At 72.4% G+C, this 14,894-nt stretch carries 15 protein-coding genes; 5 read left to right on the forward strand and 10 right to left on the reverse strand.

What is annotated here, in order from left to right; all coding sequences use genetic code 11:
• Positions 1 to 2 precede the first annotated feature (2 nt).
• From ACZ4Z4_RS19375 to ACZ4Z4_RS19390, 4 genes are all read right to left on the reverse strand, one after another.
• Positions 3 to 1,040, reverse strand: a complete 1,038-nt coding sequence (locus ACZ4Z4_RS19375) for a 6-phosphofructokinase (RefSeq protein WP_468328381.1) — start codon at positions 1,038 to 1,040, stop codon at positions 3 to 5.
• Between the two features lie 147 nt (positions 1,041 to 1,187).
• On the reverse strand, positions 1,188 to 1,850 hold the full coding sequence (locus tag ACZ4Z4_RS19380; RefSeq protein ID WP_468328489.1) for a response regulator: 663 nt from the start codon (positions 1,848 to 1,850) through the stop codon (positions 1,188 to 1,190).
• 62 nt (positions 1,851 to 1,912) lie between these two features.
• Positions 1,913 to 3,151 (reverse strand): MacS family sensor histidine kinase, encoded by a 1,239-nt coding sequence (macS, locus tag ACZ4Z4_RS19385; protein WP_468328383.1) that lies wholly within the window; start codon positions 3,149 to 3,151, stop codon positions 1,913 to 1,915.
• 42 nt (positions 3,152 to 3,193) lie between these two features.
• The gene (locus tag ACZ4Z4_RS19390; protein ID WP_468328385.1) at positions 3,194 to 3,937 is read right to left on the reverse strand and encodes a lysophospholipid acyltransferase family protein; all 744 of its coding nucleotides are present in this window, start codon (positions 3,935 to 3,937) and stop codon (positions 3,194 to 3,196) included.
• Between the two features lie 169 nt (positions 3,938 to 4,106).
• On the opposite strand from ACZ4Z4_RS19390, the gene ACZ4Z4_RS19395 reads away from it, so the two are divergent.
• From ACZ4Z4_RS19395 to ACZ4Z4_RS19410, 4 genes are all read left to right on the forward strand, one after another.
• Entirely contained in the window at positions 4,107 to 4,886 is a 780-nt protein-coding gene (locus ACZ4Z4_RS19395; protein WP_468328387.1) for an alpha/beta hydrolase, read from the forward strand.
• On the forward strand, positions 4,879 to 5,535 hold the full coding sequence (locus ACZ4Z4_RS19400) for a hypothetical protein (RefSeq protein ID WP_468328389.1): 657 nt from the start codon (positions 4,879 to 4,881) through the stop codon (positions 5,533 to 5,535). The genes ACZ4Z4_RS19395 and ACZ4Z4_RS19400 overlap by 8 nt, the downstream gene beginning before the upstream one ends.
• 159 nt (positions 5,536 to 5,694) lie before the next feature.
• Positions 5,695 to 6,378 carry an RNA polymerase sigma factor gene (locus tag ACZ4Z4_RS19405; RefSeq protein ID WP_468328391.1) on the forward strand — a complete coding sequence of 228 codons (684 nt, stop codon included), beginning with the start codon at positions 5,695 to 5,697 and terminating at the stop codon, positions 6,376 to 6,378.
• Complete coding sequence (locus tag ACZ4Z4_RS19410) at positions 6,371 to 7,330, forward strand: CU044_5270 family protein (RefSeq protein WP_468328393.1); 960 nt, start codon at positions 6,371 to 6,373, stop codon at positions 7,328 to 7,330. The genes ACZ4Z4_RS19405 and ACZ4Z4_RS19410 overlap by 8 nt, the downstream gene beginning before the upstream one ends.
• Before the next feature lies 1 nt (position 7,331).
• Here the strand turns inward: ACZ4Z4_RS19410 and ACZ4Z4_RS19415 are convergent, their stop codons facing one another.
• From ACZ4Z4_RS19415 to ACZ4Z4_RS19440, 6 genes are all read right to left on the reverse strand, one after another.
• Positions 7,332 to 8,120: an endonuclease/exonuclease/phosphatase family protein gene (locus ACZ4Z4_RS19415; RefSeq protein WP_468328395.1), complete on the reverse strand. Its 789-nt coding sequence runs from the start codon at positions 8,118 to 8,120 to the stop codon at positions 7,332 to 7,334.
• Between the two features lie 138 nt (positions 8,121 to 8,258).
• Positions 8,259 to 9,212: an ROK family glucokinase gene (locus ACZ4Z4_RS19420; protein ID WP_468328397.1), complete on the reverse strand. Its 954-nt coding sequence runs from the start codon at positions 9,210 to 9,212 to the stop codon at positions 8,259 to 8,261.
• Positions 9,213 to 9,264: 52 nt separating this feature from the next.
• A complete protein-coding gene (locus ACZ4Z4_RS19425; RefSeq protein ID WP_468328399.1) occupies positions 9,265 to 9,702 on the reverse strand; it encodes a DUF5304 domain-containing protein in 438 nt (145 codons plus the stop codon).
• A 34-nt stretch (positions 9,703 to 9,736) separates the two neighbouring features.
• Positions 9,737 to 10,963 (reverse strand): ArsA family ATPase, encoded by a 1,227-nt coding sequence (locus tag ACZ4Z4_RS19430; RefSeq protein WP_468328401.1) that lies wholly within the window; start codon positions 10,961 to 10,963, stop codon positions 9,737 to 9,739.
• 159 nt (positions 10,964 to 11,122) lie between these two features.
• A complete protein-coding gene (locus ACZ4Z4_RS19435) occupies positions 11,123 to 11,563 on the reverse strand; it encodes an SRPBCC family protein (protein WP_468328403.1) in 441 nt (146 codons plus the stop codon).
• A 70-nt stretch (positions 11,564 to 11,633) separates the two neighbouring features.
• Positions 11,634 to 12,410: a metallophosphoesterase family protein gene (locus tag ACZ4Z4_RS19440; RefSeq protein ID WP_468328405.1), complete on the reverse strand. Its 777-nt coding sequence runs from the start codon at positions 12,408 to 12,410 to the stop codon at positions 11,634 to 11,636.
• A 296-nt stretch (positions 12,411 to 12,706) separates the two neighbouring features.
• On the opposite strand from ACZ4Z4_RS19440, the gene ACZ4Z4_RS19445 reads away from it, so the two are divergent.
• The gene (locus ACZ4Z4_RS19445; protein WP_468328407.1) at positions 12,707 to 14,503 is read left to right on the forward strand and encodes an AMP-dependent synthetase/ligase; all 1,797 of its coding nucleotides are present in this window, start codon (positions 12,707 to 12,709) and stop codon (positions 14,501 to 14,503) included.
• Positions 14,504 to 14,894 lie beyond the last annotated feature (391 nt).

Here is a 14,894-nt window from a genome sequence, read left to right on the forward strand (position 1 = left end):
AGTCAGCCGAAGAACACGCCCACCTCCGCGTAGAGCGCCGGGTCCACCGTCTTGAGGCGGGCCGTGGCCTCCGCGATCGGTACGCGGACGATGTCCGTGCCCTTGAGGGCGACCATCTTGCCGAAGTCGCCGTCGCGCACCGCCTCGATCGCGTGCAGGCCGAAGCGGGTGGCGAGCCAGCGGTCGAAGGCGCTCGGGGTGCCGCCGCGCTGGACGTGGCCGAGGACTGTGGTGCGCGCCTCCTTGCCGGTGCGCCCCTCGATCTCCTTGGCCAGCCACTCGCCGACGCCGGAGAGCCTGACGTGCCCGAAGGAGTCCTGCGTGCCGTCCTTGAGGACCATCTCGCCGTCCTTGGGCATCGCCCCTTCGGCGACGACGACGATGGGGGCGTACGACGCCTTGAACCGGGAGGTCACCCAGGCGCAGACCTGGTCGACGTCGAAGCGCTGCTCGGGGATGAGGATGACGTTGGCACCGCCCGCGAGGCCGGAGTGCAGGGCGATCCAGCCCGCGTGGCGGCCCATGACCTCGACGACGAGGACGCGCATGTGCGACTCGGCGGTGGTGTGCAGGCGGTCGATCGCCTCGGTCGCGATGCCGACCGCCGTGTCGAAGCCGAAGGTGTAGTCGGTGGCGGAGAGGTCGTTGTCGATGGTCTTCGGGACGCCGACGACCGGGACGCCGTACTCGTCGGTGAGGCGCGCGGCGACCCCGAGCGTGTCCTCGCCGCCGATCGCGATGAGGGAGTCGACCTCGTGCTTGGCGAGGTTCTCCTTGATGCGGCGCACGCCGTTCTCCACCTTGAACGGGTTGGTGCGCGAGGAGCCGAGGATGGTGCCGCCGCGCGGCAGGATGCCGCGGACCGCCGGGATGTCGAGCCGGACGGTGTCGCCCTCCAGCGGCCCGCGCCAGCCGTCCCGGAACCCGACGAAGTCGTAGTCGTACTCCTGCACGCCCTTGCGGACGACGCCCCGGATGACCGCGTTGAGCCCGGGGCAGTCGCCGCCTCCGGTCAGTACGCCAATTTTCTTGGCCCCCATGGAACAGTCCCTTCGCCTCAGTGACCTGATGCGCATCACGCTAATGGTGATCCAGGTCACTCAGGGACGGTGCGAATGGTCAATTCCTGCGCTGTGGAGGGGAGTTGATCAAGCGGTTTCACCCGTACGAGGGGTTCGTACGAGGGGTCACGCGTCGTCGGGCCCGTCGGGCCTGTCGATGCCCCGCTCTATCGCGTACCGCACGAGCTCCACCCGGTTGTGCAGCTGGAGCTTGCCCAGGGTGTTCTGGACGTGGTTCTGCACGGTGCGGTGCGAGATGACCAGGCGCTCGGCGATCTGCTTGTAGCTCAGGCCCTTGGCGACCAGGCGCAGGACCTCCGTCTCGCGGTCGGTCAGCCGCGGGGCCTCCGGGTCGTCGGGGGTGCCGGCCGCGGGCTCGGTGGCAAGGCGGCGGTACTCGCCGAGCACCAGGCCCGCGAGGCCCGGGGTGAAGACCGCGTCGCCGACGGCGGTGCGGCGCACCGCGTCGATCAGCTCTTCGGTGGACGCCGACTTCAGGAGATAGCCGGTGGCGCCGGACTTGACCGCCTCCAGGACGTCCGCGTGCTCGCCGCTCGCGGAGAGGACGAGGACGCGCAGCGCGGGGTTGGCGGCGACGAGCTCCTTGCAGACCTGCACGCCCGGCTTCAGCGGGAGGTTCAGGTCGAGGACCAGGACGTCGGGCGCCGCCGCCCGGGCGCGGCGGACGGCCTGCTCGCCGTCGCCCGCGGTGGCGACCACGTCGAGGCCCGCCTCCGCGAGGTCGCGGGCGACGGCGTCGCGCCACATGGGGTGGTCGTCGACGACCATGACCTTGATCGTGCCGACCGCCGCCGCGTCCTGCGTGGTGGCCGGTTCCTGCCGCTGCTCGTTCATCTCGCCTTTCCTGCCTTCCCCCGTGTGTCCCGCGCCTCTTCGCGCGGCACTTTCAGTTCCACTTCCGTCCCCTGGCCCGGCACCGAGATCAGCTCGGCCGTGCCGCCGATGTCCCGCAGCCGTCCGCGGATCGACAGGGCCACGCCCATGCGCCCCTCCCCCTCGGCCTGTGCGAGCCGGCCCTCCGGGATGCCGGGGCCGTCGTCCCTGACGGTCACGAGCACCCCGTCCGGCTCGTCCTCGACGAGGATCCAGGCGTGCGCGTCCGGCCCCGCGTGGACGCGGACGTTGTCCAGGGCGGCACCGACGGCGGCCGCCAGCTCCTTCGCGGCCGACGGCGCGAGGAGCACCGGCGCCCCGGGCTCGGAGAGCGTCACCTTCGCCCCCGCGTGCCGGGCGAGGAGCGGGCGCAGATCGCGGGGCCCGTCGCCGTCCGGCTCGTCGGGCACCTCGACGGCGCGGACGACGGCGCCCTGCGCGATGTCCTCCGAGGCGTGCGAGGCGGGGGCCATGCCGCCCGCGACCAGGGTCCGCAGGGCGACCTCCTGCTCGCCCGCGAGACGGCCGAGCTCCGCGGCCTCGCCGCCGATGGCGGTGCCGCGCCGCTGCACCATGGCGAGGACCTGGAGGACGCTGTCGTGGATGTCGCGGGCGAGCCGTTCGCGCTCGCGGGTCGCGGCCTCGATCTCCAGGGCGCGGGCCAGGGTGCGCTCGGAGGCGCGGGCCAGCTCCACGACGTAGCCGATGGCGATGGAGGCGATGCAGACCAGCAGGACGTTGTGCACGGTGTCGCGGCTGAACGCGCCGCGCTGCACCACGTTGGCGACGCCCACGAGGAGGGACGCCGAGGCCGCCCACCGCCAGCCGCCCTTGATCGCGAAGGCGAGGACGGAGCCCGCGGTCCATATCGAGGGCAGCGTCGGGCCGCCGTCGACGATCCGCTGCTGCGAGTCGGCGAGCGGCGTGAGCAGGATGCCCACGATCGCGACGGTCAGGTCCGCGACGAGGAACCGCCTGGTGCAGCTCGCCGCGTTGGCGACGCGGGGCAGGGTGGCGAGGGTCCAGGGGGCGAGCACCGCGTAGTAGGCGACGGCCAGCCAGGGCCGGTCCAGCTTCTCGTGCGCCGCGGCGAAGAGGCCGATCGCGTACAGCATCGTCAGGACGCGGTACGCGGTGAGCGCGCGCCACAGCGGCTGCTCGACCGACATCCTCATGACCTTCTCGCGCTCGGCCATCTCCCCCGACCCCCCGTGTGCCCCACCCCTGAACGGACGCGGCTAGGAGCCGGACCGTTCCTTGCGCCCGCCCTTGTGTCCGTCCTTGTGCCAGTCCGCCGCCTTGGCCGCCTTGGCCGCGTCGGAGATCTGGCGCTTCGCGGCCGTCGCGTACATGTCGACGTACTCCTGGCCGGAGAGCTTCATGATCTCGTACATGACCTCGTCGGTCAGCGCGCGCAGCACGAAGCGGTCCTGCTCCATGCCCTGGTAGCGCGTGAAGTCGAGGGGCTTGCCGATGCGGATGCCGGGACGCATCAGCTTCGGCATGACCTTGCCGGGCGGCTGGATCTTCTCGGTGTCGATCATCGCGACGGGCAGCACGGGCGCGCCGGTGGCGAGGGCCACGCGCGCGAGGCCGCCCGGTTTGCCGCGGTAGAGGCGCCCGTCGGGCGAGCGGGTGCCTTCGGGGTAGATGCCGAAGAGCTCGCCGCGCTCCAGGACCTCGATGCCGCTCTTGATGGCCGCCTCGCCCGCGCCGCGCGCGCCGGAGCGGTCCACGGGGAGCTGGCCCACGCCCTTGAAGAAGGCCGCGGTGAGCTTGCCCTTCACGCCGGGCGAGGTGAAGTACTCCGCCTTGGCGATGAAGGTGACCTTGCGGTCGAGGACCGCGGGGAGGAAGAAGGAGTCCGAGAACGAGAGGTGGTTGCTCGCCAGAATCGCTGGGCCTTCGGCGGGGACGTTCTCAAGGCCCTCCACCCAGGGCCTGAAGCCGAGCTTCAGCGGCCCTCCGATGGCAACCTTCATTGCGCCGTAGATCAAACCGAGTGCCTCCTGTTTCTGTGGATCAGACCTTAACCCGGGGCAGGGTCAAAGGGCCCGACGACCCTGGTCGGTGTCAGTCCGGTCGCGTACGGTGAAGTACTCCTCGCAACCCCTTGAATCCCCTCGTCACATCTCACGAAGGAGACCGAAGGTGCCGGTCCTCCCCGGAGCCGAGCCGTACCGCCACGAAGGCGGCGATGTCGGCGTCCTCCTCTGCCACGGCTTCACCGGATCCCCGCAGTCGCTGCGCCCCTGGGCCGAGTACCTGGCGGAGCGCGGCCTGACCGTCTCGCTGCCGCTGCTGCCCGGGCACGGCACCCGCTGGGAGGACATGCAGGTCACCGGCTGGCAGGACTGGTACGCCGAGGTGGAGCGCGAGCTGCGGGGCCTGCTCGACCGGTGCGCGCGGGTCTTCGTCTTCGGGCTCTCCATGGGCGGCGCGCTCGCGCTGCGCCTGGCGGCCAGGCACGGGGACGCGGTCAGCGGCCTCGTCCTGGTCAACCCGGGGAACAAGGTGCACGGCGTCACGGCGCACGCGCTGCCGGTCGTGCGGCACTTCGTGACGACGACCAACGGCATCGCGAGCGACATCGCCAAGCCCGGCTCGGTCGAGATCGGCTACGACAAGGTCCCGCTGCACGCCGCGCACTCCCTGCGCCGCTTCTTCCGCCTGGTCGACGCCGAACTGCCGCAGGTGACCCAGCCGTTGATGGTGCTGCACAGCCCGCGCGACCACGTGGTGCCGCCCGCCGACTCGGCCCGCATCCTCGGCCGCGTCTCGTCCACGGACGTCAAGGAGATCCTGCTGGAACAGAGCTACCACGTCGCGACGTTGGACTACGACGCGGACCGGATCTTCGAGGAGAGTTACGCGTTCATCGCCCGGCTCGCCCCCAGCGTCGGCAAGGAAGGGACGGCCACCGGTGGCTGAGCACGAGGCGGCGGACCGCGACGAGAGCCGCGAGCCGGAGAAGAGCCCGGAGAAGAGCAGAGTCCCCGGCGACGGGGTGCCGCTGGACGAGGACGCCGCCTGGCAGGCGATCGTCGCGGGGTACGGCGAGGAGCCCGCGGACCCGCCGGGCGCCAAGCCCTTCAAGTCCGTCGAGGACCTGGCACTCCTGGAGACGGAGACGAACGGCCCGGCGGACGGCCCCGGCGGCCCCGGCCCGCTGAAGAGCCCCGCCGAGCCCGGCCCGGACGACAAGCCGGGCACCGGCAAGCCGCTCGGCAGCTCCGTCTCGTTCGCGCCCGGGGTGGGGCCGATGGGGCGCGGCCCGCGCGACTACAGCACGCCGGAGCCCTCCGAGGACGACTTCGACGCCGACGACGAGGGGCACTTCGTGCCGCCCGAGCCGCCGCCGCTGCCCGAGGCCGACGTGACGGCCAAGTTCGCCTGGCTCGCCGTGCTCGGCGGCCCGCTGCTCATCCTGCTGGCCGTGCTGCTCGGCTGGCAGATGACATGGTGGCTGACCACGCTCGGCATCGGCGGCTTCCTGGGCGGCTTCGCGACGCTGGTGATGCGGATGAACAGCGGCGACGACGAGGAGGACGACGACCCGGGACGCGGCGCGGTCGTCTGAACCACCCGCTCTCGTGAGGCCCGTCCGGAACTGCTCCGGGCGGGCCTCACGCACGTTGCGCGCCCCGATGGAACCCGATCCGGCCCAGCGGCGAAGGAGAGGTGAACCACCGAACGAGCCCAAGCCTTCGAGGCGTATCGACGAACGAAAGGAGCCCCGATGGCCGTCGAATCCGGCGTCCCTCTCGGCGCGCGGCGGGCGGCGCCCCGCCCGGGGCGGCACGTGCTCCACGGGGGAGAGCACGAGCCGCTGCCGGGACAGCGCGAGGAGAGCGATGCCCGGTCCATCGAGCGGTCCCGGGACGAGCCCGAGCAGTTCGCCGCCCTCTTCGACCGGCACGCCGACTCCGTATACCGGTACGCGGCCCGCCGGCTCGGCCCCGAGGCGGCGGAAGATCTGATGGCGGACACCTTCGCCACCGCTTTCAAGGAGCGCCACCGCTACGACCTGGCGCGGGCCGACGCCCGCCCCTGGCTGTTCGGCATCGCGACCAACCTCGTCGGGCGGCACCGCAGGGCCGAGGCCCGCCGCTTCAAGGCCCTCGCCCAGGTGCCCGCCCCGGTGTCGCACGAGGAGCCGGTCGCCGACCGCGCGGTCGCCCGCGCGGGCGCCGAGGGGGTACGCCACGAGCTGGCCGCGGCCCTGGCCAGGCTCTCCGCCCGCCACCGCGACGTGGTCCTCCTCGTGGCGTGGGCCGACCTCAACTACGAGGAGGCGGCCCAGGCGCTGGGGGTGCCCGTCGGCACCGTCAGATCACGGCTGCACCGGGCCCGCAGCACGTTGCGCGAAGCACTGGGCGGATCCGATCCGACAGCTTTCCAGGAGGCACACGTCCATGAATGAGCTCGATGAACTGCGCGGCTGGGACGCCGGGGTTCCCCCGCTGGACGACGAGGCGCGCCACCGCGCGCGGGTCCGGCTCTTCGCCGCGATGAACGAACGGCCCGCGGCGGTACGTCCGCCGTGGCGCGGGCCCGTGCCGCGCATCGCTCTCACCGGCCTGGTGGCGGCCGCGGTGGCCGCGACCCTCCTGGTCACCCTCGACGGCACGGAGGAGAGGCGGCAGGCCGGGCCGTCCGCCGGCTCCCCGCAGGTGGCGAACGTCGCCGCGGCGAAGGTGCTGCACGGCGCGGCCGCCTGGGAGCGCGACCACGGGAAGCGGACCGTGGTGCCCCGCGACGACCAGTTCATCTACTCCAAGCGGATCATCAAGGAGACGGAGCGGAAGACCGGCCGGGTCAGGACCTACACCGACGAGATGTGGGACTCGGTGGACGGCTCGCAGCCCTCCCTGACCATGGAGCTCGGCAACGTCATGTGGGAGGAGCCCCTGGGTGAGGGGGAGGGCGTGTGGCCGCCCCGCAGGTGGGACGAGCTGAAGGAGCTGCCCACCGACCCCGAGAAGCTCGTCCCCGCCATCGTCTCGATGGGCACCTCCGACGAGCCGATCAGCGAGTTCACCGAGGACGACCGGTGGGATGCCTACTTCCTGCTCGGCGAGCTCCTGAAGTCGCCGGTGCTGCCGGAAGGGCTGCGCGCCGCGGCCTACGAGGGACTGGCGCTCGTGCCCGGCGTCAAGACCGTCCCCGGGGTCAGGGACTCCGCCGGGCGCACCGGCGTGGGGATCGCCTACCCGAGCCACTTCAAGGGCAGGTACCTCATCTTCGACGCGACGTCCTACGAATTCCTGGGCTTCCGCGACGAGCGCGCCTCGCGGGACGGGAAGAAGACGTACGACCAGCTGTCCCACACGGCCGGGTGGGCGGTCGTCGACCGGGTACGACAGCGCCCGTAGCTCACCGGGCGCCGCTTCCCGGGCCTTGTGGGGCGGCGGGGACCCTGAGGGCGGCCAGGACCGGCAGATGGTCCGTGGCCGCCCTCAGATCCGTCTCCGTGATGCCCGCGAGGCCCACCGGGACACCGCACCCCAGGACCTCGACCCCGGACGAGGCGAAGACCGCGTCGATGCGCTGGCGCGGGTCGGCGGCCTCCGACGAGTACTCGCCGCCCCAGGGCCGGACCGCCCAGCAGTCCTGGAGCGCGCCCGCGAGCAGCTTGAACGTGCGGCCGTCGGGCCGCTCGTTGAGGTCGCCGCCCGCGACCGTGTGCTCCACGCCCATGCCGGCCAGCCGGTCGAGCAGCATGCCGCCCTGCGCGTACCGCTCGTCGGTCTGGAGGCTCAGGTGGCAACTCAGGACGCCGAGGCGGGCACCGCCGAAGCGCACGACGGCGGTCGCGAAGCCGCGCCGGTGCAGCCCTGGGGTGAGCGGCAGCAGCACGTCCTCGGTGCGCTCGACCGTGGCGCGCAGGGAGCAGAGCAGCGCGGGTCCCGCCGCGCTGCCGCCGCCGGAGAGGATCACCAGGTCGGCGGCGCGCGCGAGGCGGGCCAGCTTCTTGCGCCAGCGGAAGAACCGCGGCGCCTCCTGGATCAGGACGAGGTCGGGGGCGCAGGCGGCGATGATCCTGGCGAGCGCGGCGGTGTCGTCGCGCATCGAGCGGATGTTGTAGCTGAGCACCCGGATGACGGCCGAACCGTCGGGTTCGGTACGCGAGTCGGGGAGCGTGGAGCTCGGGCTCGTCGGCATGGCGATCAAGATACGCGAACGCCGGACGGGCTGGGGATATCCGGCCTGTCCGGCGTTGGACGACGAACCGGGGCTTCCAGCCCGTCCGGCGTTTGAGGACGAGCGCGCAGCGCGATCGACGGCGCGCCCGCCGCGGGGTCACATGACCGGGTCGGGCTCCCGTGCCAGGTCCGCCGCGCCGACCAGACCCGCCTTGTTGCCCAGCTGGGCGGCGATGACCTGGGCCTCGGGGCGCCAGGCGGCGCCGACGAGCCAGCGCTTGAAGGACTTGCGGATCGGGTCGAGGACGAGCTCGCCCTCGTCCGACAGGCCGCCGCCGACGATGAACGCGGACGGGTCGAAGAGCGACGCCAGGTCGGCGAGGCCGGCGCCCGCCCAGCGGGCCAGCTCGCGGTAGGAGTCGATGGCGACGGCGTCGCCCTGCCGCGCGGCCATCGAGATGTGCTTGCCCTCGATGCCCTCGGGGGTGCCGTCGCCCAGCGAGAGCAGGTATTCGGCGTTCTCCGGGGTGGCGTTGGCGCGCTGCTTCGCGTACCGCACGAGGGCGCGTCCCGAGGCGTACTGCTCCCAGCAGCCCTGGCTGCCGCAGCCGCAGAGCAGGCCGTCCGGCACCATCCGGATGTGGCCGAATTCGGCGGCGACGCCGAAGTGGCCGCGGCGCAGCTTGTTGCCGATGATGATGCCGCCGCCGAGGCCGGTGCCGAGCGTGATGCAGATGACGTTGCGGTGGCCCTTGCCGCCGCCGAAGCGGTACTCGCCCCAGGCCGCGGCGTTGGCGTCGTTCTCCACGACCACGGGCAGGCCGACGCGCTTCTCGACCTCGTCCTTGAGCGGCTCCTGGCGCCAGTCGATGTTCGGCGCGAAGTAGACGGTGGAGCGCTGGCGGTTGACGTAGCCGGCGGCGCCGATGCCGACGCCGACGATCTCGTGTCCGGCCCGTGCGCCCGCCACCGCGGAGGCGATCGCGTCGACGATGGCCTCGGAAGTACCAGGGGTCGGCACCTTGAAGGTCGAGAGGATGTTGCCGTCCTCGTCGACCACTCCGGCCGCGATCTTGGTGCCGCCGATGTCGACGCCGATGGTGAGTCCCATGAATCCCTCAGTTCGATCGAGCCCCGCTACGGCCCACCGTACCCGAGGGGGGTCAGTCCAGATCGATGTGTTCGCCCGCCGCGGGACCGTCGTCCTTGCGATCCTCGCCACGGGTCCAGCGGCTCTCCTGGCCCTCGACCGCGGAGCGGTAGGCGGCGAGCAGCTCGGAGCCGGCCGCCGCGAGGTGGTCGAAGACGTCGGGGTTGCGCTCGATGACCGGTTCGACGACGGCCTTGGCCTCCCTGACGACCTGCTTCAGGGTCTGCTCGACGGCGCCCTGCGCGACCGCGCCGAGCAGCGGCGTCTGGAGTCCCGAGAGCTTCTGCGAGACCGCGTCGACGAGCTTGCGCAGCTCCTCGGCCGCCGAGCCGGGCGGCGGACCGTACTGCGCGCGGCGGCGGGCCTGCTCCGCCGCGAGATCCTCGGCGCACGCCTGCTCCCAGGCGTCGGCGTCGGCTTCGGGGGCTTCGTGCCCGGTGGCATCGCTCATGCCACTCGACGTTACCCGAACGGGGGTAGGGCGTTCACCGTCCGGACGGCCACAGGTCCGGGTCCGGCGCGAACCGGACCCGCAGCTCGCCCTCGTGCAGCCCGGCCCCCGCGACGGTGCAGCGGCGCAGCGCGGAAGGGAGGGGGACGATGCGTCGGAAGGGGCCCGCGGTGACGACGAGTTCGTCGCCGCGCCGGATCAGGCCGAGCTCGTCGCGTGCGACGCCGGGCAGCGGGATGTGCCACACGTAGATGCGGCTGCCGTCGTCGGCGGTGGCGTCGGTGACGGGCCAGGAAGTGGCGTCGGGGGTGGCGGGGGCGGGCGCGGTGAGGCCGAGGGCGGTGAGGTCGTCGGCGCCGCGCGGGTCGTGGCCGAGGTGCGGGACCCTGCGGACCCCGCCGGCACCGCCCCTGCCGACACCGCCCCTGCCGACACCGTCGTACGCCGACTCCCACTCGGCGAGCGTCTTGTGCTGCTGGGCGCGGAGGCCGGCCAGCCAGGTGTCGGGGCTCGCGTCCGGCAGGACGCGGTTGGCGACCAGGAGGTCGGTGCGCAGGCCGTGCAGGGCGAGGCCGGTGGCGGCGGCGCGGACGGCGTCGGCGCCCGCGGGCCCCGGTTCGGCGACCAGGCGGACGGTGGTGGTGGGGGCCTCGATCACGCGCTGGACGGCGGCGAGGTCGTCCTCCCGGCGGGCCGCGGTCTCGTACAGCCAGGCGGCGGGCATCGGGACGCCCGCGAGGCGGCCGAGCACGGGGCGCAGCGCGCGGGCCGCCTGCCGCTCGGGCGGGAGCAGCCGGCGCAGATAGCGGCGGAGCTGCTCGGGGAGCGCGAGGGTCGCGAGGGCCTTGGCGGTGGGCGGCAGGTCGACGACGACGGTGTCGTACGCGTCGTCGCGGGCGGCGTCGCGCAGGGCGCGCAGCAGGGCGAGCTCCTCGGCGCCCGGCAGCGGGGTGAGCTCCTCGCCGTCGAGCCGTTCGGCGCCGAGCAGGTCGAGGGCGGAGGCGGCACGTTCCTGCACGGCGAGCAGGTCGTCGCGGAAGCGCTCGTCGGCGTCGGGCCGATGGGTGGTGAGTCCGGGGTACGCGTCCGGTGCGTCGAGCCCCGCGCCGAGCGGGGTGCCGAGGGCCGCGCCGAGGGTGTCGGCGCGGTCGGCGGAGATCACGAGGCTCCGGTGGCCTGCGCGGGCCGCGGCGAGCGCGGTGGCGGCGGCGACGGTGGTTCGGCCGGAGCCGCCGGGGCCGGTGATGAGGAGGGTGCGCATAGGGGTGAACCGTACGGGAGCGCGTTGCGGGGGTGTGGGGCGCCCACTCGCCGTGGGGGGCCGGGTCTTCTTGCGGCTCTCGGTCGGATGTGGTTGCTCGCGCAGTTCCCCGCGCCCCTGGAAAGCTGGGCTGCGCCCGCTTCCCCCCTACAAGCAGGCTTACGCCGTGCCGGACTCCACGCGCTTCTTCAGGCCCGCCAGGGCGCGGTCGATGATGACCTTCTCCGCCTTGCGCTTGATCATGCCGAGCATGGGGATCTTGACGTCGACGGTGAGCTGGTAGGTGACCTCGGTGCCGGTGCCGACGGGCTTGAGGAGGTACGAGCCGTCCAGCGAGCGGAGCATCTGGGACTTGACGAGGGTCCAGCTGACTTCGTTGTCGCCGGTCCAGGTGTAGCCGAGGGTCTGGTCGTCCTTGATCGCGCCGGCGTCCATGACGAGGCGGACCTGCTCGGCGCGGCCCCGCTCGTCGGTGGCGAGCACCTCGGCCTCCTTCACCTCCCCGGTCCAGTCCGGATAGCGGGCGAAGTCGGCGATCACTCCCATGACCTCGGCCGGTGCCGCCTCGATCGTGATGCTCGAGCTGGTGTGTTCCGCCATCGCTGTGGCTCCTCCAGATGCGGTCCGGACGCAGGTGTGTACCGCGTGAAGGCTACCGCGCGCCGCGTGGTCACCACTCCAGGGCCCAGGGCCTGGACGACCCGGCGAAGTGGCCGACGTTCACGCACTCCGTCGCCCCGACGCGCATGCGCCGGACCAGCGGCTGGTGGACGTGGCCGAAGAGGGCGTAGCGGGGGCGGGTCCTGCGGATGGCCGCGAGCAGGGCGCGGCTGCCCCGTTCGAAGCGGCGGGCCACGGTGTCGTAGAGGAGCTCGGGCACGTCCGGCGGGATGTGGGTGCACAGGACGTCGACCTCGCCGACGGCCTCGATCTTCGCGGCGTACTCCTCGTCGCTGATCTCGTAGGGCGTCCGCATCGGGGTGCGCAGGCCGCCGCCGACGAAGCCGAAGACGCGGCCGCCGATCTCGGCCCGCTCGCCGTCGAGGACGGTGGTGCCGGGGCGCGCGTACTCGGGCCAGAGGGTCGGGATGTCGACGTTGCCGTAGGTGGCGTAGGTCGGGGTGGGGAAGGCCGCGAACATTTCGGCGTACTGCTTGCGGACGGCGTGCTCGATCGCCGTTCTCCGGTCGGTGTCGATGCCGGCCCACAGTTTCCGGCCGAATTCCCTCGCCTCGTCGAAGCGGCGGGCGGTGCGCAGCTCGACGAGGCGGGTCGCGTTCGCCGGGCCGAAGAGGTCGGGGAAGATGCCGCGCGAGTGGTCGGCGTAGTCGAGGAAGAGCACGAGGTCGCCGAGGCAGACGAGCGCGTCGGCGCCGTCGCCCGCGCGGGCGAGACCCTCGGCGTTGCCGTGCACGTCACTGACCACGTTGACCCGGAAAGCTGGCATGCCGATCACCCTAGGACGGTCGCCCGACGGGCGGTAGGGGCTCTTGACAGTGGCCGACCTGCGGTTACTTCCGAGTCAGGAAGACCGTGGCGTACTGTGCGATTCAGACCAGAACGACGTGTGACGCACCGAACATCTGGCCCTGCCCCCCTACCGAACCAGCCATACCGATGGGTAACGTCCGGGCAGTCCAGTAGTGCTCAGCCCCCACTCGACTGAGCACCTGCCCGATCTTGGACCGCACCGTCGCAGCACACAACGTCGTGGCGCCGGCGCCCTATGTAGGAGCAGCAGTCTTGCGCGAGTTCAGCCTTCCGGCCCTGTACGAGGTCCCTGCGGACGGCAATCTGACCGACATCGTCCGTAGAAATGCCGCGCAGCACCCGGATGTCGCCGTCATCGGCCGCAAGGTCGACGGCCGCTGGCAGGACGTCACCGCCAAGGCTTTCCTCGCCGATGTGCGCGCCACCGCCAAGGGTCTGATCGCCGCCGGGGTGCGCCCCGGCGACCGCGTCGGCCTGATGTCCCGCACCCGGTACGAGTGGACGCTCCTCGACTTCGCCATCTGGAGCGCGGGCGCGGTCACCGTCCCGGTGTACGAGACGAGCTCAGCCGAGCAGATCCAGTGGATACTGGGCGACTCCGGCGCCGTGGCCTGCATCGTCGAACTGGACGCGCACACGGCGGCCGTCGAATCCGTGCGCGACCGGCTGCCCGCCCTCGCCCACATCTGGCAGATCGACAAGGGCGGCGTCGAGGAGCTGCACCGCACCGGCGCCGAGGTGCCGGACGCGACCGTCGACGAGCGCGGCGCGGTGGCAGGCGCCGACGACCCGGCCACCATCGTCTACACCTCCGGCACCACCGGCCGCCCCAAGGGGTGCGTCCTCACGCACCGCAGCTTCTTCGCGGAGTGCGGCAACGTGGTGGAGCGCCTCAAGCCCCTGTTCCGCACGGGCGAGTGCTCCGTCCTGCTCTTCCTGCCCGTCGCCCACGTCTTCGGGCGCCTCGTCGAGGTCGCCGCGCTGATGGCGCCGATCAAGCTCGGCCACGCGCCGGACGTCAAGAACCTCACGGACGAGCTGGCCTCCTTCCGGCCGACCATGATCCTGGGCGTGCCGCGCGTCTTCGAGAAGGTCTACAACTCGGCGCGCGCGAAGGCGCAGGCCGACGGCAAGGGCAAGATCTTCGACAAGGCGGCGGACACGGCGATCGCGTACAGCCGCGCGCTGGACACGCCGTCGGGCCCGTCCCTGGGCCTGCGCCTCAAGCACACGCTCTTCGACAAGCTGGTCTTCAGCAAGCTGCGCGCGGTGCTCGGCGGGCGCGGTGAGTTCGCGATCTCGGGCGGCGCCCCGCTCGGTGAGCGCCTCGGCCACTTCTTCCGCGGCATCGGCTTCACGGTCCTGGAGGGCTACGGCCTCACCGAGTCCTGCGCGGCCACCGCCTTCAACCCGTGGGACCGCCAGAAGATCGGCACGGTCGGGCAGCCGCTGCCGGGCTCGGTGGTCCGCATCGCCGACGACGGCGAGGTCCTGCTCCACGGGGAGCACCTGTTCAAGGAGTACTGGAACAACGAGGGCGCCACCGAGGAGGCGCTCGCCGACGGCTGGTTCCACACCGGGGACATCGGCACGCTCGACGAGGACGGCTATCTGCGCATCACCGGCCGCAAGAAGGAGATCATCGTCACCGCGGGCGGCAAGAACGTCGCCCCCGCCGTGATCGAGGACCGCATCCGCGCGCACGCCCTGGTCGCCGAGTGCATGGTCGTCGGGGACGGCCGCCCGTTCGTGGGGGCGCTGGTGACGGTGGACGACGAGTTCCTGGGCCGGTGGGCGGCGGACCACGACAAGCCCGCCGGTTCGACGGCGGCCTCTCTCCGGGACGACCCGGACCTCCTCGCCGCGATCCAGAGCGCGGTGGACGACGGCAACGCGGCGGTCTCCAAGGCGGAGTCCGTACGCAAGTTCCGGGTGCTGTCGTCGCAGTTCACGGAGGAGTCGGGGCATTTGACGCCGTCGCTGAAGCTCAAGCGGAATGTTGTGGCCAAGGATTACGCGGACGAGATCGAGGCAATTTACCGCGGGTAGCGTGGACGGGTCCGCCCACTCGCCGTAGGGGCGCGGCTTGCTGTGCGGCTCCCGGTCTGTTGTGGTTGCGGCGCCCACTCACCGTGGGGGCGTGGTCTGTTGTGCGGCTCTCGGTCTGTTGTGGTTGCTCGCGCAGTTCCCCGCGCCCCTGGAAAGCCGGGCTGCGCCCGCTTTCAGGGGGCACGCACCGGAGGGCGGGGCGCAGCCCGCCCCAGGGGCGCGGGGAACTGCGCGACCAGCCCAAGACAACCCGCAGCCGCCCACAAACCCCCGGCGGCAACCCCGTGGGCGGTTAGGGGCGCGGGGAACTGCGCGACCAGCCCAAGACAACCCGCAGCCGCCCACAGACCCCCGGCGGCAACCCCGTGGGCGGTTAGGGGCGCGGGGAACT

The sequence above is a fragment of the Streptomyces sp. NPDC030245 genome, assembly GCF_055572995.1.

Coding starts and splice junctions, on each gene's coding strand:
- ACZ4Z4_RS19430 (WP_468328401.1), bottom strand. CDS start 10,963: ATGCGCACCCTCCTCATCACCGGCCCCGGCGGCTCCGGCCGAACCACC.
- ACZ4Z4_RS19405 (WP_468328391.1), top strand. CDS start 5,695: ATGGCCGTCGAATCCGGCGTCCCTCTCGGCGCGCGGCGGGCGGCGCCC.
- ACZ4Z4_RS19410 (WP_468328393.1), top strand. CDS start 6,371: ATGAATGAGCTCGATGAACTGCGCGGCTGGGACGCCGGGGTTCCCCCG.
- ACZ4Z4_RS19425 (WP_468328399.1), bottom strand. CDS start 9,702: ATGAGCGATGCCACCGGGCACGAAGCCCCCGAAGCCGACGCCGACGCC.
- ACZ4Z4_RS19390 (WP_468328385.1), bottom strand. CDS start 3,937: ATGAAGGTTGCCATCGGAGGGCCGCTGAAGCTCGGCTTCAGGCCCTGG.
- ACZ4Z4_RS19375 (WP_468328381.1), bottom strand. CDS start 1,040: ATGGGGGCCAAGAAAATTGGCGTACTGACCGGAGGCGGCGACTGCCCC.
- ACZ4Z4_RS19435 (WP_468328403.1), bottom strand. CDS start 11,563: ATGGCGGAACACACCAGCTCGAGCATCACGATCGAGGCGGCACCGGCC.
- ACZ4Z4_RS19380 (WP_468328489.1), bottom strand. CDS start 1,850: ATGGTCGTCGACGACCACCCCATGTGGCGCGACGCCGTCGCCCGCGAC.
- ACZ4Z4_RS19440 (WP_468328405.1), bottom strand. CDS start 12,410: ATGCCAGCTTTCCGGGTCAACGTGGTCAGTGACGTGCACGGCAACGCC.
- macS (WP_468328383.1), bottom strand. CDS start 3,151: ATGGCCGAGCGCGAGAAGGTCATGAGGATGTCGGTCGAGCAGCCGCTG.
- ACZ4Z4_RS19420 (WP_468328397.1), bottom strand. CDS start 9,212: ATGGGACTCACCATCGGCGTCGACATCGGCGGCACCAAGATCGCGGCC.
- ACZ4Z4_RS19415 (WP_468328395.1), bottom strand. CDS start 8,120: ATGCCGACGAGCCCGAGCTCCACGCTCCCCGACTCGCGTACCGAACCC.